This is a genomic window from Rouxiella badensis, assembly GCF_026967515.2.
Taxonomy (GTDB): domain Bacteria; phylum Pseudomonadota; class Gammaproteobacteria; order Enterobacterales; family Enterobacteriaceae; genus Rouxiella; species Rouxiella badensis.
This window is the reverse complement of sequence record NZ_CP114062.1, coordinates 1,582,501-1,607,117: the sequence shown is the minus strand read 5'-3', so window position 1 is coordinate 1,607,117 and position 24,617 is coordinate 1,582,501. Positions and strand designations below refer to the sequence as shown.

Annotated in this window: 22 protein-coding genes and 1 pseudogene; 5 read left to right on the top strand and 18 right to left on the bottom strand. The window is 50.6% G+C overall.

The window, feature by feature from the left end; all coding sequences use genetic code 11:
• Positions 1 to 523 precede the first annotated feature (523 nt).
• From O1V65_RS07590 to O1V65_RS07565, 6 genes are all read right to left on the bottom strand, one after another.
• A complete protein-coding gene (locus O1V65_RS07590; protein WP_165429517.1) occupies positions 524 to 1,735 on the bottom strand; it encodes a CynX/NimT family MFS transporter in 1,212 nt (403 codons plus the stop codon).
• A gap of 169 nt (positions 1,736 to 1,904) precedes the next feature.
• Positions 1,905 to 2,192 (bottom strand): type V toxin-antitoxin system endoribonuclease antitoxin GhoS, encoded by a 288-nt coding sequence (gene ghoS, locus O1V65_RS07585; RefSeq protein WP_017491764.1) that lies wholly within the window; start codon positions 2,190 to 2,192, stop codon positions 1,905 to 1,907.
• A gap of 189 nt (positions 2,193 to 2,381) precedes the next feature.
• Complete coding sequence (locus O1V65_RS07580; protein WP_017491765.1) at positions 2,382 to 3,971, bottom strand: dipeptide ABC transporter ATP-binding protein; 1,590 nt, start codon at positions 3,969 to 3,971, stop codon at positions 2,382 to 2,384.
• Positions 3,968 to 4,807: an ABC transporter permease gene (locus O1V65_RS07575; RefSeq protein WP_084912534.1), complete on the bottom strand. Its 840-nt coding sequence runs from the start codon at positions 4,805 to 4,807 to the stop codon at positions 3,968 to 3,970. Before O1V65_RS07575 ends, O1V65_RS07580 begins: the two co-directional genes overlap by 4 nt.
• On the bottom strand, positions 4,804 to 5,811 hold the full coding sequence (locus tag O1V65_RS07570) for an ABC transporter permease (protein ID WP_017491767.1): 1,008 nt from the start codon (positions 5,809 to 5,811) through the stop codon (positions 4,804 to 4,806). The genes O1V65_RS07575 and O1V65_RS07570 overlap by 4 nt, the downstream gene beginning before the upstream one ends.
• 36 nt (positions 5,812 to 5,847) lie before the next feature.
• The gene (locus O1V65_RS07565; protein WP_227955955.1) at positions 5,848 to 7,464 is read right to left on the bottom strand and encodes an ABC transporter substrate-binding protein; all 1,617 of its coding nucleotides are present in this window, start codon (positions 7,462 to 7,464) and stop codon (positions 5,848 to 5,850) included.
• Between the two features lie 333 nt (positions 7,465 to 7,797).
• Between O1V65_RS07565 and O1V65_RS07560 the strand changes: the two genes are divergently transcribed.
• Entirely contained in the window at positions 7,798 to 9,447 is a 1,650-nt protein-coding gene (locus O1V65_RS07560) for an inositol phosphate phosphatase SopB (RefSeq protein ID WP_269130382.1), read from the top strand.
• Positions 9,448 to 9,461: 14 nt separating this feature from the next.
• Positions 9,462 to 9,815, top strand: coding sequence for a type III secretion system chaperone family protein (locus O1V65_RS07555; protein ID WP_165429520.1), 354 nt, complete (start codon positions 9,462 to 9,464; stop codon positions 9,813 to 9,815).
• Between the two features lie 276 nt (positions 9,816 to 10,091).
• Here O1V65_RS07555 and O1V65_RS07550 read toward each other — a convergent pair whose 3' ends face one another.
• From O1V65_RS07550 to O1V65_RS07515, 8 genes are all read right to left on the bottom strand, one after another.
• A complete protein-coding gene (locus O1V65_RS07550; protein ID WP_269130381.1) occupies positions 10,092 to 10,445 on the bottom strand; it encodes a substrate-binding domain-containing protein in 354 nt (117 codons plus the stop codon).
• A 29-nt stretch (positions 10,446 to 10,474) separates the two neighbouring features.
• Positions 10,475 to 11,038 carry an ABC transporter substrate-binding protein gene (locus O1V65_RS07545; protein ID WP_269130380.1) on the bottom strand — a complete coding sequence of 188 codons (564 nt, stop codon included), beginning with the start codon at positions 11,036 to 11,038 and terminating at the stop codon, positions 10,475 to 10,477.
• Between the two features lie 91 nt (positions 11,039 to 11,129).
• Positions 11,130 to 11,282 (bottom strand): hypothetical protein, encoded by a 153-nt coding sequence (locus tag O1V65_RS07540; protein ID WP_165429521.1) that lies wholly within the window; start codon positions 11,280 to 11,282, stop codon positions 11,130 to 11,132.
• A 54-nt stretch (positions 11,283 to 11,336) separates the two neighbouring features.
• The gene (locus O1V65_RS07535; protein WP_269130378.1) at positions 11,337 to 12,662 is read right to left on the bottom strand and encodes an NtaA/DmoA family FMN-dependent monooxygenase; all 1,326 of its coding nucleotides are present in this window, start codon (positions 12,660 to 12,662) and stop codon (positions 11,337 to 11,339) included.
• A gap of 5 nt (positions 12,663 to 12,667) precedes the next feature.
• Positions 12,668 to 13,486, bottom strand: coding sequence for an amino acid ABC transporter substrate-binding protein (locus O1V65_RS07530; RefSeq protein WP_017491774.1), 819 nt, complete (start codon positions 13,484 to 13,486; stop codon positions 12,668 to 12,670).
• 15 nt (positions 13,487 to 13,501) lie between these two features.
• Positions 13,502 to 14,170, bottom strand: a complete 669-nt coding sequence (locus O1V65_RS07525) for an amino acid ABC transporter permease (RefSeq protein ID WP_017491775.1) — start codon at positions 14,168 to 14,170, stop codon at positions 13,502 to 13,504.
• Positions 14,171 to 14,200: 30 nt separating this feature from the next.
• Positions 14,201 to 14,932, bottom strand: coding sequence for an amino acid ABC transporter ATP-binding protein (locus tag O1V65_RS07520; protein WP_026110514.1), 732 nt, complete (start codon positions 14,930 to 14,932; stop codon positions 14,201 to 14,203).
• A 164-nt stretch (positions 14,933 to 15,096) separates the two neighbouring features.
• Complete coding sequence (locus tag O1V65_RS07515) at positions 15,097 to 17,379, bottom strand: FdhF/YdeP family oxidoreductase (protein ID WP_227953746.1); 2,283 nt, start codon at positions 17,377 to 17,379, stop codon at positions 15,097 to 15,099.
• 316 nt (positions 17,380 to 17,695) lie between these two features.
• On the opposite strand from O1V65_RS07515, the gene O1V65_RS07510 reads away from it, so the two are divergent.
• A complete protein-coding gene (locus O1V65_RS07510; protein WP_084912530.1) occupies positions 17,696 to 18,124 on the top strand; it encodes a GNAT family N-acetyltransferase in 429 nt (142 codons plus the stop codon).
• Between the two features lie 161 nt (positions 18,125 to 18,285).
• On the opposite strand, the gene O1V65_RS07505 is transcribed toward O1V65_RS07510, so the two are convergent.
• From O1V65_RS07505 to O1V65_RS07495, 3 genes are all read right to left on the bottom strand, one after another.
• Positions 18,286 to 18,888: a hypothetical protein gene (locus O1V65_RS07505; RefSeq protein ID WP_017491778.1), complete on the bottom strand. Its 603-nt coding sequence runs from the start codon at positions 18,886 to 18,888 to the stop codon at positions 18,286 to 18,288.
• A 314-nt stretch (positions 18,889 to 19,202) separates the two neighbouring features.
• Positions 19,203 to 20,003: a MetQ/NlpA family ABC transporter substrate-binding protein gene (locus O1V65_RS07500; protein ID WP_017491779.1), complete on the bottom strand. Its 801-nt coding sequence runs from the start codon at positions 20,001 to 20,003 to the stop codon at positions 19,203 to 19,205.
• Positions 20,004 to 20,261: 258 nt separating this feature from the next.
• The gene (locus tag O1V65_RS07495; RefSeq protein ID WP_017491780.1) at positions 20,262 to 21,101 is read right to left on the bottom strand and encodes an undecaprenyl-diphosphate phosphatase; all 840 of its coding nucleotides are present in this window, start codon (positions 21,099 to 21,101) and stop codon (positions 20,262 to 20,264) included.
• Between the two features lie 363 nt (positions 21,102 to 21,464).
• On the opposite strand from O1V65_RS07495, the gene zinT reads away from it, so the two are divergent.
• Positions 21,465 to 22,112: a metal-binding protein ZinT gene (zinT, locus tag O1V65_RS07490; RefSeq protein WP_269130377.1), complete on the top strand. Its 648-nt coding sequence runs from the start codon at positions 21,465 to 21,467 to the stop codon at positions 22,110 to 22,112.
• A gap of 142 nt (positions 22,113 to 22,254) precedes the next feature.
• Here the strand turns inward: zinT and O1V65_RS07485 are convergent, their stop codons facing one another.
• Positions 22,255 to 24,063, bottom strand: coding sequence for a reprolysin-like metallopeptidase (locus O1V65_RS07485; RefSeq protein ID WP_269130376.1), 1,809 nt, complete (start codon positions 24,061 to 24,063; stop codon positions 22,255 to 22,257).
• Positions 24,064 to 24,252: 189 nt separating this feature from the next.
• Here O1V65_RS07485 and O1V65_RS07480 point away from each other — a divergent pair.
• A pseudogene (locus tag O1V65_RS07480) lies at positions 24,253 to 24,453 on the top strand (Tn3 family transposase); the annotation flags it as partial.
• Between the last annotated feature and the right edge of the window lie 164 nt (positions 24,454 to 24,617).

Genomic DNA, 24,617 nt, shown 5'->3' with positions numbered 1-24,617 from the left:
TCTACGTGCAGGCTACCCGGCCCACGGTGAAAACCGTGGGCTAACCTGTATTCAAATGTTGTACCGAAATAACGCTATCCCGCCAAAATTGGCAGAAGGAATTGACGATTATGTGTAAAAAGAGCGACCTTGATAAAAATCAGGAAGATTTGAAGCGAGTTAAAGACAATCCTCAGCCTGACTACAAGAAAGACGATCCGCTTCGGGCTCCTGAACAGGAATATTAATCGACCGAGTCGAGGATTAGTATTTATTTCCCCCGCTGTAAATAGCCCATTAATCGCTTTAATGAATAAGCGGTTAATGGGCTGTTTATCCCATGCAGGTTAATTCTTACCACCAGAACTGGTCAATATAAATACCCGTCATTATGATTCCAGAAATAATCACCACTAGGCGAACTCAAAGCCTTTAGTCAGGGTATCAGACCAATACAGCCAGGCGTTTTGCTTTATGCTGTGCATTGCTCATCCTCTTTTATGGAGGCGATGAGCGTTTTATCGCGCTGCTCGCCGTTGGCGTATTATTCAATATGTTTTGCGCGACCGGCAAGTGGGGCGAGCACCATCTGTAGGGCACTCATCGCCAGCAAGACTGACAGCGGCAAAGTCCAGCTTTGACTGGCCTGATGCAGCATGCCAAAAAATAGCGGTCCCAGTGCGGCGATCCCGTAGCCTACGCACTGTGCCATTCCTGAAAGCTGAGCGGCCTGACGATGGTCGGTGGCGCGCAGATTGAACAGCGAAAGGCAGGTCACCATCGAGGCTCCGGCACCTAAACCGGCGATAACCAGCCAGATGAGCGCACAGGCAGGCAGCATCAGCAGCCCGGCAAGACCGATAAAAATAGCCAGAGAAGCGGTAAAGCCTATTAGCCGCTGGTCTTTCAGCTTTTTTAGCGCGCTCATGCAGGCAAGGTTGGCGAAAATTGATACTGCCTGATAGATAAACAGCTGCCAGCCGGCATTTTCCTGACTAAAGCCCTGCGACTGCGCGTAAGGGGTATACCAGTCAATCAGCGTGTAAAACACCATCGACTGGAGCGCCATAAACAGCGAAACCTGCCAGCCCAGCGCCGACCGCCAAGGAGATTTAAGGGGGGCAGATTTTGCCGGGCAAGCGACTGACTGACGTTGCTGACGGTGAGCGGTTTTTAGCAACGGCAACCAGGCAAATACCGCCACAAGGGCGGGAATGACCCACACGCCGACCGAAAGGTGCCAGCCTGCATTACTGATCTGTGCCAGGGGTACGGCAACGCCCGAGGCGATGCTGGCGGTAATCGCCATCGTCGAGGCATAGAGGCCAATATATTTGGCGGTGTGGTGTTTAAAGTCACGCTTAATAAGCGGGGGGAGCAGCACGTTTGCCGCCGCGATGCCTGAACTTAGAAGCAGGGTACCCAGCCATAAACCGGGTTCCCCTGCCGAGATACGCAGCAGGCTGCCGAGCGTAATCAGACAGACGGCCACCCACAGGCTCTTTTCCAGTCCCGCACGGTTGCCCAGCATGGAGGCAATCGGGGCTATGAGGGCAAACAGCATCAGCGGAATAAAATTGAGCAACCCCGCTGCGGAGGCGCTCAGGCCAAACGCGGCGCGAATGTCTTCGAGTATTGGGCCTGTTGAGGTAATGGGTGCACGGAGATTTGCCGCGGTCAGCAGAATAATAAATAGAAAAAACAGGGAATTTGACGCTGTAGAAGCACGCGCAGAAGGCGTTTGGAGCTGAGCCATGACAATAATCACCACACAATAGGCAGCATAAGGCTGCGAAGAGTGCGTTGGTTAACGTTAACGCTTACGCAAAAGAGCAATGGCTCTGATGTCTGGCCGCGACTTTAGCAATATTTACAATCCCCTGCAACCGTCATGAAGAAGGGAGCGCAGCGCGCCCCTTTGATGGTTACGCTTTCCTCAAACCCCGTATTGCCCGGCCGGCTGATTTCGTCACCACCGCGCAGGCATTGTCCTTGACCCCGTTGGCGATGGTTATCACCTCATCGGCAATTTCACCTTCCTGCCTTGAGCTTCTGATGCTGAATTCGCCATCGGGAAGGAAATAGGTGGTGCCCGACTCGGCGGTCACCTGCCGCGCATAACCACTTTCCTCCATTTTCGCATGCAATTTTTCATATTGCGCCCAATCAGCTTCATGAAGCTGGACTCTGACGGTAAAGGTCGATCTCGCCATATTCACTCCTTTTAGTTGTTTGGCAATATCAAGATAGCACCAGTCTGTGAGTTAGGAATAATTTCAGGGGAAAACATCGCTAAAAAGGGTCAGTGCCAGCGTGGGAGAATTAACTATTTTCTGATTTTTTAAACAGGCGCACGACGCGAAGAGATGAGCGGTCCCTGGGGAGCAGGGAACCGCGCGTTTTCAGAAGGTTGGCAGCGAGTTGATAAGCTGTTGCGTCCACGGATGTGCAGGGCGATGGAAGACGTTATCAACGTGCCCGTGTTCGACCACTGAACCGTCTTTCATGACTACCACCCGGTCGGCCAGATGGTGCACCACGCCGAGGTCGTGAGAGATAAACAGCAGCGCCGTGCTGTGTTCTGCCTGCATTTCTGCCAGCAAGTCCAGCACCTGAGCCTGAACCGACACGTCGAGCGCGCTGACCGGTTCATCGGCAATCAGCAGTACCGGATTTGGCGCAAAGGCGCGGGCAATGGCGATACGCTGTCGCTGACCCCCAGAGAGTTCTCGGGGATAGCGGCTCAGGAAACTCCCGCCAAGCTGTACCTCTTCAAGCAGCTGCAAAATGCGTTTTTTACGCTCATCGCCATAGATCCCCACGCTGTCGAGACTCTCACCGATGATTTTTTCCACATTATAACGCGGGTCGAAAGAGCTGAGCGGGTCTTGTGCAATAAGCTGGATCCCCTTGCGGCGCAGACGACGTTCAGACTCTGGTATCTGGCTCCAGCGCTGGCCTTGAATCGTGAGGGTTCCGGCACTCGGCTCGGTCAGGCCCAACACCATTCTGGCAACCGTGGTCTTGCCGGAACCGGATTCGCCGACAATACCCAGCGTTTCGCCCGCCGCCAGAGAAAAACTGACGTGATTAACCACGTTTTTGTTGCCGTAGTGCTTGTAGAGCCCGCTGGCTACCAATACGGGTTCACCACTGGAGATATGCTTGACCGGCAACGCCTCGCCGCGCTGGCCGGACAGCCGCAGTCCTCGTGTGGCCGGACTCGGTACTGCGGCAAGCAGCTGCTGCGTGTAGGGGTGCTGCGGCGCGCGCAGCAGGCTCTCGCTTTCGCCTTCCTCGACCACTTCACCGTCTTTCATCACTAATATTCTGTCGGCTAACTGCCCCACGACCGACAGGTCATGGCTTATCAGCAGCAGGCTCTGTCCACTGTCGCGACGTTTTTGCAGCAGATCAAGAATCTGCTTTTGCACCGTCATGTCCAGGGCCGTGGTGGGTTCATCGGCAATCAACAGGCTCGGTTTCCCCGCGAGTGCGGTAGCAATCAGAGCTCTTTGGCGCAGCCCGCCCGAAAGCTGATGGGGATAGGTCGCGAGCCGCGTTTCGGCGTCCGGCATGCCGACCGATTTCAACAGCTGGATGGACTGCGCGCGAAGGTTACCGCGTTCGGCGTTCTGGCTGGCACTCAACGCGTCTTTGACCTGTTGACCAATCTTGCGCAGCGGGTCGAGCGACACCAGCGCGTCTTGCAGCACGTAGCCTATCTGTTGGCCGCGAATTTTGCGCCAGCGCCGCTGATTGGCGTTGAGCATGTCCTCGCCGTTAATCAAAAAGCGGTCGGCAGCGATACGTGCCTTGCCGTCCTGCAGGCCAATCAGGCTCCGCGCGGTCACAGTTTTTCCCGAACCCGACTCGCCGACGAAGGCAATTGACTCACCGTGTTTCAGCTGCAGGTTGAGGCCTTTGATTACCGTCTTGTCACCAAAGCGAATACTGAGGTTTTGAATATCGATAAAAAGCGCATCACTCATGGCTGTTTTCCTTCAAATTTGGCCTGCCAATAGCGTCCAAGGGTATTCACGGAGATAACCGTCAGCGTGATAGCCACGCCCGGCCACGCGCCTATCCACCAGGCATTGCGCAGATAATTTCGTCCTTCGGCCAGCATCAGCCCCCATTCGGCGGTCGGTGGCTGTGGCCCCATCCCTAAGAAACTCAGGCCTGCGGTACCGATAATGGCTGTACCCAGTCCCAGCGTTGCCAGAGCCGGCACGTGGGCAATCGCGTGCGGCAACACGTGGCGCCAGATGAGCACGTGGCGCTTAAGACCGAAGGTTTTAGCCTGTTCAACGTAGCCCGAGGACATCACCTGGAAGGTTTGCGCCCTAACCACGCGGGTAAAACGCGGTACCGAAGCGACGCCAAGCGCAAAGATAAGGTTGACGGTACCGGGCCCGGTAAAGGCAATCAGCATCAGTGCCAGCAGCAGGTCAGGAAATGCCGAAATCACATCAACGGCGCGGCTAATAAACTCGTCCAGCGGTCCTTTTGCCAGCCCGGCGAGCAGGCCGAGCAGGCTACCGATGCTGACGGCGATGGCCATCGCCGCCAGGCTAATCAGCAGGGAATAACGACTGCCGTAGATGATGCGGGTCAGTACGTCACGGCCCAATTGGTCGGTGCCCAGCCAGTGCTGCCAAGAAGAGGGCAACATCGCGTTGAGTGGGTCGGCGTTAAGCGGATCGTAGTGGCTGATATGTCCCGGAAACAGCACGGCGATAAACACCAGCAGCAGATAAAATGCCGCCAGCCCGTAACCGAGGGAATAACGGCGTTTGACGCCGGATGCGATAAATATTTGGCTCATGGCGTTTCCTCGGTCGAGACGGGCGCGTCGCGAAGGCGGGGGTCTATTAGCAGATAAAGAATATCGACCAAGGTGCTCATCACCACGTAAACAAAAGCCGAGAAAATGGCGACCGCGAGCACTACCGGCAGATCTTTGCCGAGCACCGCATCGACGGTAATTTTTCCGAGCCCCGGACGACCAAACACCTGTTCGGTAATCACGGCACCGCTCAGCAAGCCGCCAATTAACCAACCGGTCAGAGTGACGGCAGGCAGCGCCGCGTGGCGCAGCGCATGACGCAGGCGAATAGTGATATTGCCGATCCCCCAGGCGCGCAGCGTGAGGGCAAAGGGTTCGTCCAGTGCGTCTTCCAGCCCGCGTCGGAGTACCTGGGCGATAACCGCGCCCTGTGCCAGCCCAAGCGAAAGCGCAGGCAATACCAGCGATGAAAAACCGCGATCGCCCGCGACAGGGAACCAGCGCAGCGTAAAGCTAAAGACAAACAGCAGCACGATCCCCAGCCAGAATGAAGGGGTTGAAGCAAGCAGCAGCTCGACGGAACCGGCAATACGACGACCCCAGCGGCGATGAGCGGTTGCTACCGCCATGAGCACGGCAAAGACAACGCTAATTACTAAGGCAAGACCGGTCAGCTTCAGCGTCGGCCACAGCTGGTTGAGCACCAGCCCGGTGACGTCGGTATTGAGCAGATAGGAGCGGCCAAAATCGCCGTGCAGGATACGCCACAGATAGCTCAGATATTGACTATACAGGGGCTTATCCAGCCCCCATTCTGCGCGAATTGCCGCTTCAATTGCCGGCGTACGCACCTGTTCACCAATCAGCAGGCTGACGATATCCCCAGGGGCCAGGTACACGCTGATGAAAGACAGCGTCACCGCGGCCCACAGCACCAGTGCGCCGCTCAATATCCGCCTGACGATTCGGCCCAGTAGTAACGACGATCCGGAGGCTTTACGCCCGGTTCCCCGCTGTGAAGTGAAGGTGCTGTCAACTGACATGATGTAACTCCTCGCGCTTGTTCTGTTGATGACCGATTAATGCTTGCTCAGCCAGACGTCATAGGTGTTTTCCGGCATCTGCTTAAACGGGCGGAAACCCACGCCGTGAACGTAGGTCGCCGCCGCAATCTGGTCTTCCGGCTCATATAGCGGGATAGCCAGCGCCTGCTGCAAAATGGCGAAATTCTGTAACTGGGCATAGAAGGCCTTGCGTTTGGCGGTGTCCTGCGTCTGCCATGCGCCCTTGAGCAGCGGAAGAATTTCGGGGGCATCGGTACGGCTGTAGTTGATGGCTCCCCCGGCATTGATTGGCAGATAGTGGTTTTCAATATCGACGCCGTCGGTCGGGGTGTTGGAGTTGGCAATCGAGCCGAACTTACCGTTGTTACGCACTTCCGCGTAGGTGCCGGAGTCGACATAGCGAATCTTCAGATAAACGCCCAGCTTCTGTCGTGCCTGCGCCTGAAGCGCTTGCAGCAACACGTCACGTTGGTCGCGAACCGTGGCCTGAGATTGCACGATGTCTATGGTCAGCGGTTGGCCGTCTTTGGTGCGGATACCGTCGCTGCCCTTGGTGGACCAGCCTGCTTCATCCAGCAGTTTGTTGGCCAGCTGCGGATTGTTGCCGTATTTCCCTTCCAGGCTGCTGTCGTAGAAGGGATCGATAGGCGAGGTGATTCCCCATGTCCGGGTACGCTGTCCGCGATAAATCGATTGTAAAATTGGGCCGATATCGAGCCCTTGTACCAACGCCTGGCGCACCTTGAGCTCTTGTGTAGATCCATATTTAACGTTCAGGAACAGCGAGTAAGGAGTTCCGGTGTTAAGCGCATGCTGGTAGGTGTAATCCGGGTTATTTTTAAATTCACTGGCGTCATTGCCGGAAATGCCTTCGATGACGTCAACCTGACCCGACAGCAGTGCACCGGTACGAACCGATGACTCTGGCAGGAAACGATAGGTAACGCTGTTGAGATAAGCCGGGCCCTGATGCGCTGCGTTGGCGGACGCCCAGTGATAGTCTGGGTTGCGGACAAACTCGATCTGCTGACCCTTCTCATATTTTTTCAGAATGAACGGACCGGTGCCGATAATCTCGGTGCCACCGGCTTTCAGCTGTGCGGATTTCCATGATGAAGGTGAAATAAGCTTCAGGCTGGTGGCGAAAGACAGGAAAGGGCTATAAACGTCTTTCAGGGTCACGACAACGGTATGGTCATTCGGCGTCGCGATGTTGGCAATACGTGCGCCAAACACCGACAGCCCGGAGCCAGCGGTGTAAGCGGGGTCCTGAAGATGGCGGAAGTTCTCGGCAACGGCATTGGCGTCAAATTTCTCGCCGTTGGAGAACTTTACGTCGTCACGCAGGGTGAAGGTATAGGTTTTTCCGTCGTCAGACACGCTGTAGGCGGATGCCAGCCATGGAATATAGCTGCCGTCAGGTTTGCGGGCCAGTAAGGACTCGTAGGACGCGCGCAGCAGCAGCTCGGTTTTATCCTGACCATTAAGCTGCGGGTTAAGCGTGCTGGGTTCTGTTTCCACGCCCCAGGTCAAGTCCCCGCCTTTTTGCGGCTGTTCTGCGGCATGCAGAGGTTGGGCTGCGGAGATAATAAGCAAGGTGAGTGCAGACAGCGCGTGAATATTTTTAGACATTTTCATCGTTTTCCCATCGGAGTCATAATATTGAAGGCAATAGTGAAATCATTGAGCGCCCTCAGAAAGCATTGCGGAACGATTATTAAGGGAGGGGAAGTGCGATGTAAAATCACTTTAGTTGCTTAATAATGAAGGGAAATGACTTAGCCATAATCCCCGTATTTTGAGTCGTTATTTAGCCCTGTTTTTAGATGCCGACCTGATGTTCTAAATCCGTAATTTTCTGCTGAATTTCGATAGAAGCATTTCCCCCAGGCTTTATGATGATCCGTATTGATACCGTCGTCGCACTGATGCGACCGGCTCTTTTTATTACAAGGAAGTACCCTGATGTTGTCCTCAATCCACTTTCCTGTTCGTTCTTATAGCCTTGAGGCTCTACAGCCGGATGCGGGTGCAAAGTCAGCGACGCTGATGTTGGTGAAATATGAAAAATCACCGCCTAAGGATGAGCAAAAAGGACCAGAAAAAGCACCGGGGGGAGAGATACCTCAAGGTGCTGCCCGTTCATTTGGCGCATTAAAAGAAATAGAACAGGGCAAGCTGAATAGTGCGGAGTTTGTTATGGATAATTTAAAACTGGACAAGCGCGGTTTGTTATCTCTGCCCGTGCTGTTAAACACTTCGGATAATGCAGAAAGAGTTTCGACAAAGCAGGAAAGAAGTAGCATCAAGAAACTCAGTGGCCATTTAATTAAGCACATTGCCGTAAAGCACGCGAGTAAAAATAAAATTTCTCTTAAGGAGTCGGTGAAAATTATTCGGCATCAGTTTGCACAAGCTGGAACACAACTGCGCAATGACAAGGCGTGGAATACGCTTAATAATACGGTCTCACACAATCAATCTCATTACGCCTGCACGCTGGTGCCCGCGTCGAATATGAAATTAGGCGCCGATGATATCTTTGTGCAAAGTTATGCGGGAAAAGGCGTCTGTAGCTCATCGACCTCCGAGGCGAAGCACGCGGTCAATCTCTGGTCTTCCGAAATCTCGGTCCCCGACAAAGAGGGAAAGCCGGTGACGTTGTTCAAAGGGCTGCGGCACGCCATTCTTTCCCCTTTCGGGATGAAAAAATCCGATCCTACGCGTCAGGCCGGGGCACTCGCGCGGGCAAAAGAGGTCGCAACGGCGGCCCTTTACGCTAAACCTGAGTTACTGAAAAGTGCACTGGCGGGGCAAACGGTGCCTCTGCAAATTGTCTCCACCGCGTTGGTGACGGCGACGAAGATAATACACGAAGACACTATGCTGGATGACCAAATGAATGCCTGGCAGGCGTTAAGTAAAACGTCACCGGTCAGTCTTTCCATTCGCGGGGAAAATGGCAAGCTGCAGGAAGTAAAAGTCAATCTGGGGGTGGCGGCGTTCAACTTCGGCGTTAACGAGTTAGCCCTCAAGTTTGGTATGGGCTGGTCTGCATCAGATAAACACAATGCTAAGGCGCTTGATCAGTTGATAGGCGGTAATGCAAAAACCGGTGCGCCGCCGGGCGGCATGGTGGGCGCGTACCTTAAAAGCAATCCTGCAAATGCCGCAAAAGTGCTTGAACTGACCCAGCAGCTTCAGCAGATCATGGCCAATAACGCGCACCATCGTGATAGCGGTGAACCTTATAAAGCGCCGCAGCGTATCGCGATGCTGGCGTATGAAATTGGTGCCGTACCCTGCTGGAACTGCAAGAGCGGTAAGGACAGAACCGGTATGCTGGACGCTGAAATAAAACGCGAGGCGATAAGCCATCATCAGGGACAACCGTTAAGTCAACCGGGAAAACCTCTCGACGCGAATAACAAAAAGATCTTTCAGCAGGTGCTGATCGGTGGCGGTAATCATGAGATTCAGGCGCAGAACACCAGCGCCTCGGGCAATAAAGTGTTAAAAAACATCCCGCTCAGCGCTATCAATTTGTCCTACGATGCGCGAGTCGGTGACCACCAGGTTTGGAAAGAGACCCAAGGCCTGTCAAAACTCGTTTAAGGGTGATACCGAAGATGCTAAATATTATATACCGTCTTTATGACGCGCTTGGGCTGGAGATTGACGGCGACGACCCGGCTTTGGTGATTGATAACGATCTGACCGTGTATTTTAACGAGTCGGGTGAAACGCTGGAAATGTGTTGCCCGGTGGGCGCGCTTCCTAAGGACGTGGCAATCCTGCATCGTGCACTCCAGTTAAATTATGCCAGCCCGGTGACATTAGCGGCGGATGAGGAAAATACGCTGCTGTTGGCCCTGATGCGTTTCCCGGAAGAGTCAGCTGCCGCAGAGGTTGAATCGGGTTTGCATCAGCTGGTGGCAGTCACTCGTAAGATGCGCCAACACTTGCTCCCGGCAGCTTATTAGGTGGGCGAGGCAATATCGCTAATCTCGCTATTCAAAGCTCAAAATATTGTTTTATCTCTGCGCATTTCTGCGGTTAACTCTTTTTGGCAGCGGTACTGACACCCTCAGTAGCCTTAGAGAGTCACCTTAAAATCATTAACGTTCAGATAATGACATGACGATAGCAATTATTGAGGGTTCAAAAGTAAGGATATTCGTGTCTTTATTTTGAATCCTTTTTTATTGCCGCCATTTCACGCCCCCGTCAGCGTAAAAGGGAGGCGGGAGCAAAAGGGACTAACGCGTAATATCAATCACGTGTGCATCAATATCAGGGACTTGTTTGATAAGCCCCTGTTTAAGATACCACTGTGCGATATTGCGGATATGCTGCTTCTCGATGTCGCCTATCGGCGTGACGGGCACGGTATTAACCTCGCCCAGTCCGTCACCCAATCCTTTTCCAATCGGCCCCATCTGCTGCGCCCAAATTGCGCCTGCCTCGTGAGGATGCGCTTTTGCCCAGGCATTCTGCTGCTGCAATACGGCATAAACCGTTTTAATGACCTGCGGATGCTGCTGATAAAAGGCCTGGCTGACGAAATACCCGGCGGCGTTTTCCGATCCTAAATTATGTCCGTTGATCAGCAATCGCCCCTGATAGTCCTTGCGCGCCAGCGTCAGGTACGGGTCCCAGATTGCCAGGCATCGACGTGTCCTCCCACGAAGGCGGTGCCGGTATCCGCCGGGCTGAGATACTCCTTCTTCACTGCGTTCTCCGGGATGCCCGCCGTTTGCAGCGCGCGCGAGAGCAGATATTCCCCGGTGCCGCCTTTATTGACCGCCACCTTTTTTCCTTTCAGGTCCTGGATTGTCTTAATCGGCGAGTCATCGCGAACCACAATCCCTTCACCGTCTGCGGGCATGGCCTGGTAGGCGAAGAACATGAGAGGTGAACCGGCGGCTATGGCGGTCACAAAGGCGGTAGAGCTGCCGGTCGTCACGTCGAGTGCACCTGCATTCAATGCCTCATAGGCGGGAGCCGCCGCTGCAAAGGGGCCAAGCCATTTAACTTCTACATGCTCTTTGGCGAGCGCACGGTCGAGGCTGCCGTTTTCTTTAGCCAGCGCGAGATCGGTAGGGCCGCGTAGATAGGCGATGCGCAGCTGGAGGTCTTCAGCCTGCGCGGACACGGAGGTCGCCAGCAGCGCCGCTAACAGGGCTTTTTTAAACAGTGCTTTCACAGGGTGTCCTTAGTGAAAATAGATAATTTTTTCTAAAAAATCCGCCTTAAACAGATCGGTGGCCTCAATCTGCTGTTCCTTGAGCAATACGTCATCCGCGAGCATAATCCCAGGATCTGGCATTCAGCGCGCTGAGCAGATGTTGGCGGCTCACCGAGTCAGGGATATTTTTATACAGAATTTCTGTCGCCTGTGCGATATGAGAAGCTATCCACAGGTCATTCTCCTGTAAGGCTTTTTGCATTAATGACGCCGGTGCCATAAACCGTGGAGCGCGGCAGCTTTGGCACACGGGTTATTATCGATTTACCCGAGGCGTAGGACGCTCAAGCCCTAAGTGTCCGCGCAGGGTATCGGCGGTGTATTCTCTGCGAAACACGCCTCTTTCCTGAAGCAGGGGAACCACTTTGCTGAAGAACGCGTCCGACGCGGCGGGCACAAACGGCGGCATGATGACAAAGCCGTCTACCGCCCGTTCGCGGTACCAGGTCGTCATACGCTCGGCCAGAGAATTGGCGGTGCCTGCAACAATAAAACCCGAGCGCGCGACCCATTTGGCGAAATCTCGCAGCGTCATGCCATTATTGCGGGCGTGATTAAGCATCGGTTCAAAGCGTTCACGGCGACCAAGCAGGGCGGCGATGTCCGGCACCAAATCGTCGAGATGATGCTGGCCCCAGTCATAGTTCATGGTGTTTGACAAGTGAGTGAGCGTGGCAAGGGGATGATGCAGCTGGGTCAGCTCGGCCAGAATCTCATCCGCTTCCTTCTGGGTATCGCCTACGATGGGCTGTAAACCCGGTAATACCTTCAGGCTGTCTGCGGCGCGTCCGTGTTCAACTACTCGTGACTTAAGGTCGGCATAGTATTTCTGGGCAGAGGCAAGGTCGGATTTCTCGGCGGCAAAGATGGCGTCTGCCTCGCGTGCGGCAAGGGCGGTAAACGGCCCCGACCCGCCTGCCTGAATGGTCACCGGATGCCCCTGCGGCGAGCGTGGTACGTTAAGCGGACCTTTCACCTTGAACCAGTCGTTATCAATATCGGCATAGCGAATACGGGACCCGTCTGCATACACGCCACTTTTTCGATCGGCGAGGATGGCATTATCGTCCCAGGTATCCCACAGCGTGCGGACGGCGTGAATGAAGGCTTCGGCCTTGAGATAGCGTTGCTCGTGGCTCAGCAGCGTTTGCCCAAAATTGCGCGCCTCGGCGTCACTGGTTGAGGTCACCACGTTCCAGGCCGCGCGGCCGCACGTTAAGTGGTCCAGCGTGGCCAAGGTTCTTGCGGCGGCAAACGGCTGAATAAAAGAGCTGGATACCGTGCCCGCCAAGCCAATTTTCTCCGTCACCGCGCCAAGCGCAGACAGCACGGAAAATGGCTCTGGCCGCTCGGTAATACGGTACTGCACCGCATCGTTAAAACTGTCGTTGTAGATATCGTCAATCGACAGTTTGTCAGCCATAAATACCATATCAAACTTGGCGGCCTCGGCCTTGAGGGTTAAGGCCTTGAGTACCGACCATTCTGAGGCGGCCGGAACGGGATTCGCTGCGGGAATACGCCAGCCGGAATAGTGGCAGCCGGTAGGGTCGAGAAACAGCGCGAGATGCATTGAAGACATGAGGATTATCCTTTTACCGGCGTCACAGTCTGGGTTGATGGAGTAGCGGTAGGGTTAATACTCAAGTCGGTGTCAAACCACTTCTCGGATATCTTCTTTAACGTACCGTCAGCGCGCAGCTGCTCGAGTGCGAGATTGACCTTTTTACGCAAGTCTTCACCGCGCGCGTTCTTTTTGAAAGGCAATGCCACCTGTTTCACACCAAAGGGCGCACCCACCACCTTGAGCGGCAAATGCTTGTGCTTGATTTGCCCGAGTAAAATCACCTGTCCGGACACGTAAGCGTCAACCTTACCCTGTGCAACGGCGTTGAAAATCACGTCTTGCCCCTCGAAGGTCACCAGATTTATCTGGTTTTGCGGATCAAACTCTTTCAATACTTTGGCATAATTGGATCCGAGATCGGCGGCAACGGTTCTGCCTTTCATGTCCTCAAGCCCGTGGATGCTCTGGTTATTTTTGCTGACCGCCAACTGCGCTGCGCTGTAATAATACGGCACGCTAAAGTCATATTTCTGACGACGCTCTGGGGTATCGGCAAAGTTGCCCACGGTGTCGACCTTGCCGGTCTCAAGTGAACCGAGCACGCCGACCCAGTCAGAAGTGACCCACTGAATTTTATAGTGAATCTTATCGGCGACGGCGTTGAGAATATCAACGCTAAAGCCTTTCGCGATCCCATTCTCGATAAAGTAATGCGGGTATCCGTCTGGCGAGGTGCCTACACGCAGCACGGGTGGGTCATCGGCCTGGCCGGAGGACTTATCGCATCCGTTCAGCGTCAGGATCGAGCAGGCAAGCAGCGCTAGTGTTAACAGCCTCATGGTGGGTCCCTTTTATTAGTTGACGTAAGGTTTATTAATTTGTTTTTCGAGACGACGCTGTAATTCGCTAAGAATAATGGTCAATCCCCAGTAGATAAGGCCGACGGCAAAATAGGCCTCGAAGTATTTAAGTGATTCGGTGGCGGCAAGCTTTCCTGCAGCCAGCAGTTCGCTTACGCCTAAGGTGAAGGCCAGCGAGGAGTTCTTGATCAAGCCAATATAGACGTTGCCGGTGGCGGGAATGGCGTTACGGCAGGCCTGAGGTAACAAGATGCGCCATGAGGCTTGGAATAGGCTAAGGCCTGAGGCAAGCGACGCTTCAAGCTGACCTTTATCAACGGAATCAATCGCGGCACGGAAAATTTCGGCCAGATAAGCGGAAGTATTCAGGCTAAGCCCGAGGATCACCGCATTCATCGCGCTCATGGAGTTAAGGGCGGGAAATATCTGCGGTAAGCCAAAATAGATAATTAACAACTGCACTAACACCGGAGTACCGCGAAAGAAGGAGATATACAGATGTGCAAAGCCTGCGGCACCTTTACCCGCGCGCAGTAGCAGGGCAAAAATGATCCCCAACGCGGTGGCGAGTAAAATAGACAGTAAGGAAATAAGCAGGGTAACGGGAAGATAGCTGAGGATATGGGGAATAATGCTCAGCATATATTTGACGTCAAAATTCATGGTGTGGCGTTCCGTTGGCGAAGAATAAAGTCATGCGAAGTCATGCAGGAAAGTGCGGGTACGATTCTCGAGCGGTGCGCTGAGTATCTGGCTCGGCTTGCCCTGTTCGATAATCTTTCCTTGCTCCATAAAGAAGATGCGGTCAGACACGTCGCGCGCAAAACTCATCTCGTGGGTCACAATCATCATGGTTAGATTTTTGTCTGCCAGACCAGCAATAAGGTTAAGAATTTCGCGTCGCATTTCCGGGTCAAGAGAAGAGGTCGGCTCGTCAAACAGAATCACCTGAGGATTGACGCTCAACGCTCTGGCAATGCCAACGCGCTGTTGCTGCCCGCCGGAGAGCGTAGAAGGGTAGGCATCGGCCTTGTGGGCCAGTCCCACCTGTGAGAGCAACGCCATGCCACGCTCGCGTGCCTGAGACTTAGGCAGACGCTGGGTACAAATCAACACTTCGGTGATGTTCTCCAGCGCGGTCTTATTTTTGAACAGGTTGTAGTGTTGAAATACCATCGAGGTCTGACGACGGAAGTCGGCAATTTGACGGTGATGCAGTGCGTCGGCATTTATTTGCTGGCCGCCAATCTGAATAATTCCGCTGTCTGGTTTTACCAACAGATTTAATGAACGCAGAAGCGTCGATTTACCGGATCCGGAAGGCCCAATAACAGATACCACTTCGCTGCGCTTAATAGTGAAATTAACGTCTGACAGTGCGGCGAATTGATGAAAACTTTTGTTAAGCCCGCTGACATTAATCATGACATCGCCCATGATTTCTCCAATGAATTAACGTTTGCTAATCAAAGGATTATTATCTGCTCACGCATTAACTACAAATGCTTAAAATGGCTATTGTTATGTGGATTCTAATAAAAAAGGGGGAGAAAATGCCGCCAAGTAGCGGCATTTTGATGAGGAGGAAATTAAGCGGTAACCGCGTGTTTAACGACTCTGACAGGTAAGGACTTATAGGAAGGCGTGCCGCTTTCCTTATCGATATAGTCAAGCGGGATCAATACATTGGCCTCAGGATAATAGGCCCCCACTGAACCTTCCGAGATGTTATAGGCGATCACCGTAATGTTCTCCAGACGCAGCTTACTGCCTTGTACTGCGGTTTCGATATCCACCAGGTCACCGTGCTCCAGCCCGCGCTTCTCAAGGTCGGTGTCGCTCATAAACAGAATATCGCGACGGCCAAACACGCCGCGATAACGGTCGTCGAGCGCATATATCGTGGTGTTGTATTGGTCATGACTGCGTAAGGTAATCATGCGCAACACGTCTTCTCCTTCAACGACCAGATCTTCGGTAACGCCGTCGAACACCGAGAATATCGCCTTGCCGGTCGGGGTAGGCCATTTACGCTCGGTAGGCGGCAGCGGCATACGGAATCCACCGGGGATAGCTATCCGCTCATTGTATTTATCAAAGCCCGGAATAGTTTTCTCAATCAGGTCTCGAATTATGCTGTAGTCGGCAACCAGCTCCATCCAAGGCACCTTGGTATGAGGGATTGTTGCCTTCGCCATACGACCGACGATATCCGGCTCAGAAAGTAAAAACTCTGAAGCGGGTTTCAACTTACCCGAGGAGGCATGGACCATTGACATCGAGTCCTCGACGGTAATCGCCTGGCGACCACTGGCCTGTAGGTCCAATTCGGTACGACCCAAACAAGGGAACACATAGGTTTCCTTGGCAACCAGAAGATGCGAGCGGTTGAGCTTAGTTCCCACGTGAACGCTCAGGTCTAAGGCTTTCATTGCCGGGAAACATTTCTCAGGATCCGGCAACGCGACAGCAAAGTTACCGCCCAGACAAATCAGTGCTTTGGATCTACCCTCGGCCATGGCTTCCATCGCTTTTACTGCGTCGTGACCATGCTCTTTCGGCGGCACAAAGCCAAACACCTTCTCGAGATTTTCCAGGAAGGCGGCCGACGGTTTTTCAGTAATGCCGACCGTACGGTTTCCCTGCACGTTTGAATGCCCGCGCAGAGGGCATATCCCCGCACCCGGTTTACCGAAGTTACCGCGTAACAACAGAAGATCGGCAATCAGGCGAACGTTGGCGGTCCCTTTGTTGTGCTGAGTCACGCCCATGCCGTAAGTGACGATCGTGGCCTTTGATTTGGCATAGAGCGTGGCAACCTGTGTAAGACTTTCGCGTGTCAGGCCGGACTCTTTCTCGATATCATCCCAGGATGTTGAGGCCATATCTGCGGCAAACACCTCGAATCCCTGGGTATGTTCGGCAATAAAATCGTTGTCTAGCAGGTTACCCTCAGAAGCGTTCAGCTCGAGCAGTGCTTTCATGATGCCTTTCAGCGCGGCTGCGTCACCGCCCGCTTTTACCTGATAGTAGGTCGAAGCAATGTTGGTGGAGGTGTAGGTTGCCATCTCGATGACGTTCTGTGGATCGGCAAAACGCTCCAGGGCGCGCTCACGCAGCGGATTAAAGACTATGATAGGGACGTTGCGGCGCGCAACTTCGTGCAGCGTCCCCATCATACGGGGATGGTTGGTGCCGGGGTTGTGGCCAATGGAGATAATGAGCTCGGTGTCATCGAAATCGTCCAGTGAAACGGTCCCTTTACCGATACCAATAGACTGCGGCAGGCCGACGCTGGTGGCCTCATGACACATGTTGGAACAGTCGGGGAAGTTGTTGGTGCCAAACTCGCGGGCAAACAGCTGGAACAAATACGCGGCTTCATTTGAGGCGCGGCCGGAAGTATAGAATTCAACTTCATCGGGCGAGTCAACGTTTTGCAAGATTTCTGCAATGCGGCTAAAGGCGGTTTCCCATTCAACCGGCTGTAGCGTATCCGTTTCCTTATTATAAACCAGCGGGTGGGTTAATCGTCCGTAGCCCTCAAGCTCGAAGTCTGATTTCTGCAGTAGCGAGGTCACGGTGTTTGCCGCCAAAAATTCTGGCGTGACGCGTTTGCTGGTGGCCTCCCAGGTGACCGCCTTGGCGCCGTTTTCACAGAACTGGAAGGTCGAGTTTTTTTCTTTGTCTGGCCATGCGCAGCCGGGGCAGTCGAATCCGTCCGGCTGGTTGGTGCGCAGCAAGGTTGCTGGCGCGGTCAGGTTATCCATCTGAGTGCGGACCGCAATCGCCGTGGCTTTCAGTGCACCCCAACCGCCCGCCGGGCCGTCATAGGGGTGAACGCCGGGAACCGAACGTCTTTGTTTAGTCATGAAAACTCCTGGGCAGGATAAGCATTGAGGGATTGCGTAAAATCACCCCGTAAAAGATAAGTGTAATCAGTGCCAGAGAAGTTATGTTTGATTGATGTTAGAATTTTGTAAGTTTTTTTTAATGATTCTATTCAGGGAGTTAAAAGAGCAAGGGGAATGCTCATTCACTCATTTTTTCATTGAGACTGAAACCGAGGCTGAAAAGGGTAACGATCTCAGGAGCCAATAATAAGCTAGCCTGACAAATGTCGGCACGCTTGCCATAATGATCAGACTGTTATAGGAAGGTTATTCGAAATAGGGTGAGGGTGCTGATATGGATTTTAAAATGGCAGAGCAGGAGGACGGAGAGCGGCTTGCTGAAATACGGGCAGCAGCAATGAGGCCTAGCCTGGAAGCCGTCGGGCGGTTTGATGAACAACGAGTCAGAAACCGTTTTCTTGATACATTCTTGCCGATGAACACCTTCAAAATTGAAAGTCAGGGCAGTCTAGCGGGATTCTTTGTCATCACGGATAAAATGGACCATCTCTATTTGGATCATTTGTACATTCATCCTGATTATCAGAATCATCAACTGGGCAGAGCGGCTATCGAACAGGTCATCAAGACGGCAAGAGAGCGCACATTGCCTCTGCGGTTGGGTGCATTACGTGGAAGTCGGTCTAACCGGTTCTACATCAATCATGGGTTTATCAAAACGCATGAGGATGAATTCGATATTTATTATGAACTTAGGGCATAAGATGAAGGCTCCTTGATGGAGCCTCTTTTATAACCTTTAATTAGTTACAACATACAGTAGCCCTTAAATAAAGCGATGAAACTTCACCTACGATATTCGTACTTAGCGTAGGATCTGTACTTAATAATGAAAAGCTTGATAGCGATTAGAGATGATTACCCTTAGTATTCTCGTAATAAGGAAAAAGAGGAAAATTCACCACGCTTTCTCTGGGACATTTTTTCTTCAGGAATTTCATAAACTGCAAAATCGCCGGCTTTTCTTTGCATACCCGGCAGCATATTTCGTTTCATATGTTGATCATCAGACGTATCAACGTCTCCATTGGGCAGTATTGTTACCTGACCTCCCGGGCCTCTGTAGTGCACGAAATCACTTCTGACCAGATAAGTATTGCCATCCATTCCGTCCATTGGAACCTTAACTGCGCTGGATGTTACTCTAATTTTCACCTTTTCATGGCTCTTGTTGCCGGTTAAATGATTAATAATATCTGATTCAAACGGCGTATATTTTGCCTCTATGAGGCGGGTCTCCCCTGAAACATATTGCTTATTGAGACCAGAAGAGTCCCTATAGGAAAAACCATATTGCCAAGGTAGGGAGGGTGTATGTTCCTTTGCGGCATATACAGTGCAGGGCTGCAAAACGGTATTGGCTATATTCAACATTTTTCTGGCAAAATTTGACTGATTCACATTTCCATCTGGAACGGCATTTCTGCATACCAAAAGAGAAAGCTGCCTGACTACTTCTAAAAACATATGTTCTCCCTCATTAAACATTTAATTAACCAGGGCAAATTTATGTCAGATCACGTTGAGAAATCTATTCATTTGCGCTCGAATTAAACCTTCAATCCTGTATTGAATAAATTTTTCATAGCGGAAGCCTTACGAGGCTCAACCTCACCAGAAAATGAAACGTAATAGGGCGTTTAGCGGCAACGCTCAGTAAAATCTGTGCCTCATAGAGGCCAGGATTTTTCAGAATTCACGTAGCGACGCCTGTTTTATAGGCAAAAAAATCCGGTAGCAGAGCCAAAGCCCTGACTACCGGATGATGCATCAAGGCGTCATTACCAGGCCTTGATGGCATCGCCTTTATACACTTCTTCGGCTTTTTCCGCGACTTCTGGAGTCTGGAAAGCTTCTTTCAGTTCCTGCATTTTTTTGCTGTCTTTGTTGTCTTCACGAGAAACCAGTGCGTTGACATATGGAGACGCCGCGTCTTCCATAAACAGGCCGTTACGGCGTGGAGACAGACCCACCTGTGAGGAGAAGTTGGTGTTGATGATAGACAGAGTGACGTTAGGATCGTCCAGAGTACGCGTCAGCTGCGGCGTATCCACCTCAACAATATTCAGTTTTTTCGGATTGTCGATGATGTCCAGCGTCGTTGGCAAGTAGCCTACGCCAGCTTTCAGCTTGATTAAACCTTGTGCCTGGAGCAGCAGCAGGCTGCGGCCCAGCGTAGTCGCTTCGTTAGAGATAGTCACCGTTGCGCCATCCGGCAGGTCTTTAACGTTTTTAATTTTCTTCGAGTAAGCCGCAATCGGGAAAATAAAGGTTTTGGTCAGGATAGCGAAGTGATAGCCGCGCTCTTTAGACTGCGCTTCGAGATAAGGCAGGCTTTGGAAGGCGTTGGCATCAACGTCCTTGCTGTTCAGAGATTCGTTCGGCAGAACATAGTCGTTGAAAGGAATGACCTCAACGTCAAGATTATATTTCTCTTTGGCAACTTTCTGCACTTCCTGCCAAATTGCCTGATCGGGACCGGTATTGATGGCAACTTTTACTTTATTATCATCACCTTGTTTACAAGCGGACAGCATCAAGACAGAGGTGGCGATCAGAGCGGACAACAGCAATTTCTTCATAAATACGCTTCTCTTAATAATTAAAACTTATAAAACAATATTACGGCGACATTACTATACAGAGGTTGCCAAGGCGTTAGCCATTGATATGTAGTGAAATCTCTTCATCATGGCGAAATAGTCAACACAAACTATTGTAGACAAGCCATAGGATAAGCTTATGAAAAAAGGGAATAAGGGCAGGGTGAACAGAGTTGGCTGACAGGCTCCCGTAAAGGGAGCCAGGATGATGCATTTTAAGCAGTGCAGCAGAGATTGTTAACCAATCCAGAGAACAACGCAGGCGGCAAAAATACAGTAACCCCCAAAAAGATGCCATTTACCGTGCTCAAGCCAGCCCGCAAGCCAGCGCAGTGCCAGTAAACCAGCAATAAAGCTGAAAACCATTCCCAACAAACTTGGCAAGAGGATTGAAGACAGGGTCAATGAAGCATGAGTTGCGGCATTATCGTGGAACACACGGACGACTTCTTTAATGATAACAACTGGCGTCAAAACAACGGCCAAGGCAAAGCTGAACTCTTCAGCCGTTTTACGCGCAACACCGAGGGACAATGCGGTAGAAATTGTTGCGCCTGAGCGTGAGAACCCACGGAAAGGCAGGCAAAGACCTTGAACGATACCAATGGTTAACGATTGAAAAGGGGAAAGGTTCGTGGCATGACTTTCTTTGATTCTTGAAGAGACAATGATCAGTATGCCCGCAGCCACAAGCCCCGAAGCAATCAGCTTGCTGTTGCTAAACAATGATTCGATTTCAAAGGTAGAAGCATTGCCGGCGTAAAACACCTTGATGATATGCTGCAACGTCAGCCCTACAACACCGGTCATCATAGTAGCCAGAATGATGTGCAGGGCGTTACGTTTAAAGGCGGCGCCAGAGCTAAAGTACGTATCGCGCCAGGATTTCCAGAAATGAACGATAACGGCGAACATGGTACCCGTGTGTAGCATAACCAACAGCAACGTCATGTCAGGCGCGCTGGGATCAAGCCCCAGAATTTTCTCTGCCATAATGACGTGAGCCGAACTGGATACGGGCAACAGTTCGGCTAGCCCCTGAATGACTGCCAAAATCAGTATGTTCAAAAATGTCATATTTTCTCCGGGTTAAATAATCCCATCAGTTAACACTCAGGTTAAACACGTGGTCGAGATGGCCATACTGAATCCACCCATCACTGCGCCCGTGCCGAGAATAACTATAGTCCTTAGTTGTTGTATTTTTAATGTTTATATAAAGCGCTAAATCGAAGAGAGGGTTTTGTTTAACCTTTGTTTATTTTTTATAAAGCCACGCTGACTTCGTCCTAACACAATAATATGAAAGAAAAATGACGGGCGGTTAACAACGGCGTTTCTGGTAGCGTGTTAGAAGAAGTAGGGCACGTAGAGTTGAATAAAACTTATTGTTACGTTATAACATAACTACATTACAAAGTTGATAAGGATTCAGTCTTCGTGGTTAAATTTCAAAAAGTTGCAGTATTTCTGGGAATGCTCATCGCAAGTGGTCATGCTTTTGCTCACGACAATCATTCACACGGTGCGCCCATGACAGCGGGGGAAGAGCAAGCGGCTATGGGTATTTTTAAAGATAAAAATGTGAAAGACAGAGTACTTAAGGATTGGGATGGGCTGTGGCAATCCGTTTATCCGTATCTGCTAAGCGGGGAACTTGACCCAGTTTTCCAAAAGAAGGCCGAACAGGATAAGGGTAAAACGCCCGCAGAAGTTAAGGCCTATTACCGCAAAGGCTATGCGACCCACGTTGATACCATTGGCATTGAGGACGGCGTTATAGAGTTTCATCGCGGTAAACAGGTTGCGTCCTGTAAATATGATTATGCCGGGCACAAGATTTTAACTTACCCATCCGGTAAGAAAGGTGTGCGCTATCTGTTTGAATGCCACGACGCTACCAGCAAGGCACCCAAATACGTTCAGTTCAGCGATCACATTATTGCACCGCGTCGCTCCAGTCATTTCCATATGTTCATCGGAAATATTTCACAGCAGGCGCTTCTGGAAGAGATGGACAACTGGCCGACTTATTACCGCCTTAATTTGGATGCAGCACAGATTGTCGACGAAATGCTGCATCACTAAATAAGCAAAGGTAAGCAACATATCCGCTAAGGATAAATACTAATCTCCAGCAGTACCCGATATTGACTGCTGGAGATTAATTCGCCCCTGGTGAGGCAAGGTTATCTTTTCTTTCTGATTATCGTATTACCCTCAAAAAGAGTTATTGATTTGTACTGATGGCTAATTCAACGATTAGGTCATTTTTTTTATTTAATGGTAACCATAATTTATTACGGTAGCCGCTACCATTAATAATTTCAATATCACCACTTTCTTTCATTTCGCCTGCACGTAAATAGCTTGATTTTTTATTGTTAATTACCTCTGCCAGTTTACTGGGCCATCCATAACTGTTTAAATCAGCACCCTGATTTGTGAAGGTAAATTGCTCGACAACCTTGCCGGTTGACTTACTTTTAACTATCGCCGTTGCCGTTGAGTGAGCGGGAAGGCCATCACCACCGCTAATATTACTGGTGTCTGACCAGTTCACACCATTATATAGAGCATATGTTTTGCGATTCACTTCAAGATGATAGGCATCTTTCTTACCAAGGTTCAACCATATGCTGTTTCGATAACCAGAACCAACAACAGGTGATATTCTCCCTTTGAGAAACTCTCCAGCCCTAATGATCTCTGCTGGGAAAAAGTCATTCACTGCGATAGAGACCTCATAAGGCCAGCTATATTCCCCCGGATTACTGATTACTTTATCAAGCACTAATTTTTCATTTTTGTTTATATCTTTCAGGACAACTTCAAAAAATTGACGAGGGGGTAAACTTCCTGTGTTAAGGGGATGTTTATTTTCCCAGTCAGGAAAGTTGTTAGCGACAATAAAGCGTCTTTCATTGATCAGGCGCACTGCATCATTACTGCTCACTGTACCTATAGGGTCGCCATTAAATTTCAACTGTGGGTTCGAGAAGAAATTGATTGCTGTACCACCCGTTGTACGTTTTGACATAATAGTACTAAATTTACCTGCAACACGATAACCATTAGCATAGGCAGTTATGCCTTGTTCTTTTTCACCATGATTAAGTCCAAAATTATGGCCGATTTCATGCGCTAGGGCATTATTGGATATTGCCTGATTAGCACTGACCACGCTATGCATTCCGGACCTGTAAGCCAGCCCTCCGCCGAGTTCGGTTATTAAAACAATCAGATCTGCCTGGGTTTCTTTTTGCTTTTGAGCTATTACAGCACCCAAGGGCGTGTTTTTATTTTTCATATTAGAAAGCAGACTATTCAGGTTAGTCTCAGTTACATTAGTGTCAAGCGTGCCTGCCACATCAAATCTAGCTAATGAATTACTTCTTACGTGACTTGAATTTAATGAGGTATTTAATGTGCTTGCATACAATTCAGGACTATTGCCAAATTTATAGCGCGACTGATTGGTATAAGCATACAACACTCTTATTTTGGCGATCTCATTACTGAATTGCTCATCGTGCTCCCATAAACCGGGCTCAACGCTATCATCTTGGATATAGTCAAATTCATTTTCATCACCGCCCGCCGTCTCGATTCTTACCAGCGCATGTAACTCTTCTGATATCGGATGAATTTCATAAGCTGAATGATCACTTAATTTAACAAAACCACTTACTTTGTTATTTTTTATAGAAAAAACCGCAGTGCTTTTATCATCCACAGAATGACCTTGCCATACCTTGATGTCGTCACTCTCTTCTTTTAATGTGCTTCTATTAATTTCTATAGTCTGATGCTGATTATCGTTGTTGAACAAGAAGGATGTCGCGCCGTTAAGGAGAACGTCTTTATTTATTTTAATCAATTGAACGCTTTGGTCTTTGTCTTTAAATTCATGCAATAGATTATTACTATACGTAGGGTCTTCATCAACCATTTTAAAGAGTGGCGCAGCGGCATAGAGTGAGGGTGAAAATGTAGACACAGCAATCGAAAATATTAATGCTTTTCTAAAACCCAACATGTTGCAACATCCTTATGTGATAAAAATAACTTTTAAAATTTATTAGAACAGGGTGCGGATATAAACCCGACATAAACAAACTTCAAATGTATATACCATTTTATAAAGCGAGATTTATCTATAAGTATTTAAGAGATTGCTGTGTAAAGCAGGAGTTGTGGAAATCAGCCACCGGTGAATGAAAAATAAAACACGAAAATCAAAGCTAGCGGACTGACGCTGCTGACCGCGGCCATCACTCTGTGTAATAAGGTGTAAAGAGAAAGGAGGATTGACGCATTAAAACGTAAGAGAGCGAAGTTGAACAAGCCGCTGCTGCCGCATTGGTCCGCGTTAGGCTGGGAGCCTATCAATCTGACTGGCGGTTATAATTTTCGATATACAAACTGATCCCCTTGAAGCCCGTGATTCATTGATAGGCTTAAAACCAGGAGCGAGGGCAGTGGGATGCCTGATATGGCTATGAGGTGGATGGTGGTGTGCAGAAGGTAAATTCCTAAGTGACTACCATATCGTATTTAACATAATATACATTATGCGCACCAAGGTATCGG

Coding starts and splice junctions, on each gene's coding strand:
- O1V65_RS07590 (WP_165429517.1), bottom strand. CDS start 1,735: ATGGCTCAGCTCCAAACGCCTTCTGCGCGTGCTTCTACAGCGTCAAAT.
- ghoS (WP_017491764.1), bottom strand. CDS start 2,192: ATGGCGAGATCGACCTTTACCGTCAGAGTCCAGCTTCATGAAGCTGAT.
- O1V65_RS07580 (WP_017491765.1), bottom strand. CDS start 3,971: ATGAGTGATGCGCTTTTTATCGATATTCAAAACCTCAGTATTCGCTTT.
- O1V65_RS07575 (WP_084912534.1), bottom strand. CDS start 4,807: ATGAGCCAAATATTTATCGCATCCGGCGTCAAACGCCGTTATTCCCTC.
- O1V65_RS07570 (WP_017491767.1), bottom strand. CDS start 5,811: ATGTCAGTTGACAGCACCTTCACTTCACAGCGGGGAACCGGGCGTAAA.
- O1V65_RS07565 (WP_227955955.1), bottom strand. CDS start 7,464: ATGTCTAAAAATATTCACGCGCTGTCTGCACTCACCTTGCTTATTATC.
- O1V65_RS07560 (WP_269130382.1), top strand. CDS start 7,798: ATGTTGTCCTCAATCCACTTTCCTGTTCGTTCTTATAGCCTTGAGGCT.
- O1V65_RS07555 (WP_165429520.1), top strand. CDS start 9,462: ATGCTAAATATTATATACCGTCTTTATGACGCGCTTGGGCTGGAGATT.
- O1V65_RS07540 (WP_165429521.1), bottom strand. CDS start 11,282: ATGCAAAAAGCCTTACAGGAGAATGACCTGTGGATAGCTTCTCATATC.
- O1V65_RS07535 (WP_269130378.1), bottom strand. CDS start 12,662: ATGTCTTCAATGCATCTCGCGCTGTTTCTCGACCCTACCGGCTGCCAC.
- O1V65_RS07530 (WP_017491774.1), bottom strand. CDS start 13,486: ATGAGGCTGTTAACACTAGCGCTGCTTGCCTGCTCGATCCTGACGCTG.
- O1V65_RS07525 (WP_017491775.1), bottom strand. CDS start 14,170: ATGAATTTTGACGTCAAATATATGCTGAGCATTATTCCCCATATCCTC.
- O1V65_RS07520 (WP_026110514.1), bottom strand. CDS start 14,932: ATGATTAATGTCAGCGGGCTTAACAAAAGTTTTCATCAATTCGCCGCA.
- O1V65_RS07515 (WP_227953746.1), bottom strand. CDS start 17,379: ATGACTAAACAAAGACGTTCGGTTCCCGGCGTTCACCCCTATGACGGC.
- O1V65_RS07510 (WP_084912530.1), top strand. CDS start 17,696: ATGGATTTTAAAATGGCAGAGCAGGAGGACGGAGAGCGGCTTGCTGAA.
- O1V65_RS07505 (WP_017491778.1), bottom strand. CDS start 18,888: ATGTTTTTAGAAGTAGTCAGGCAGCTTTCTCTTTTGGTATGCAGAAAT.
- O1V65_RS07500 (WP_017491779.1), bottom strand. CDS start 20,003: ATGAAGAAATTGCTGTTGTCCGCTCTGATCGCCACCTCTGTCTTGATG.
- O1V65_RS07495 (WP_017491780.1), bottom strand. CDS start 21,101: ATGACATTTTTGAACATACTGATTTTGGCAGTCATTCAGGGGCTAGCC.
- O1V65_RS07485 (WP_269130376.1), bottom strand. CDS start 24,063: ATGTTGGGTTTTAGAAAAGCATTAATATTTTCGATTGCTGTGTCTACA.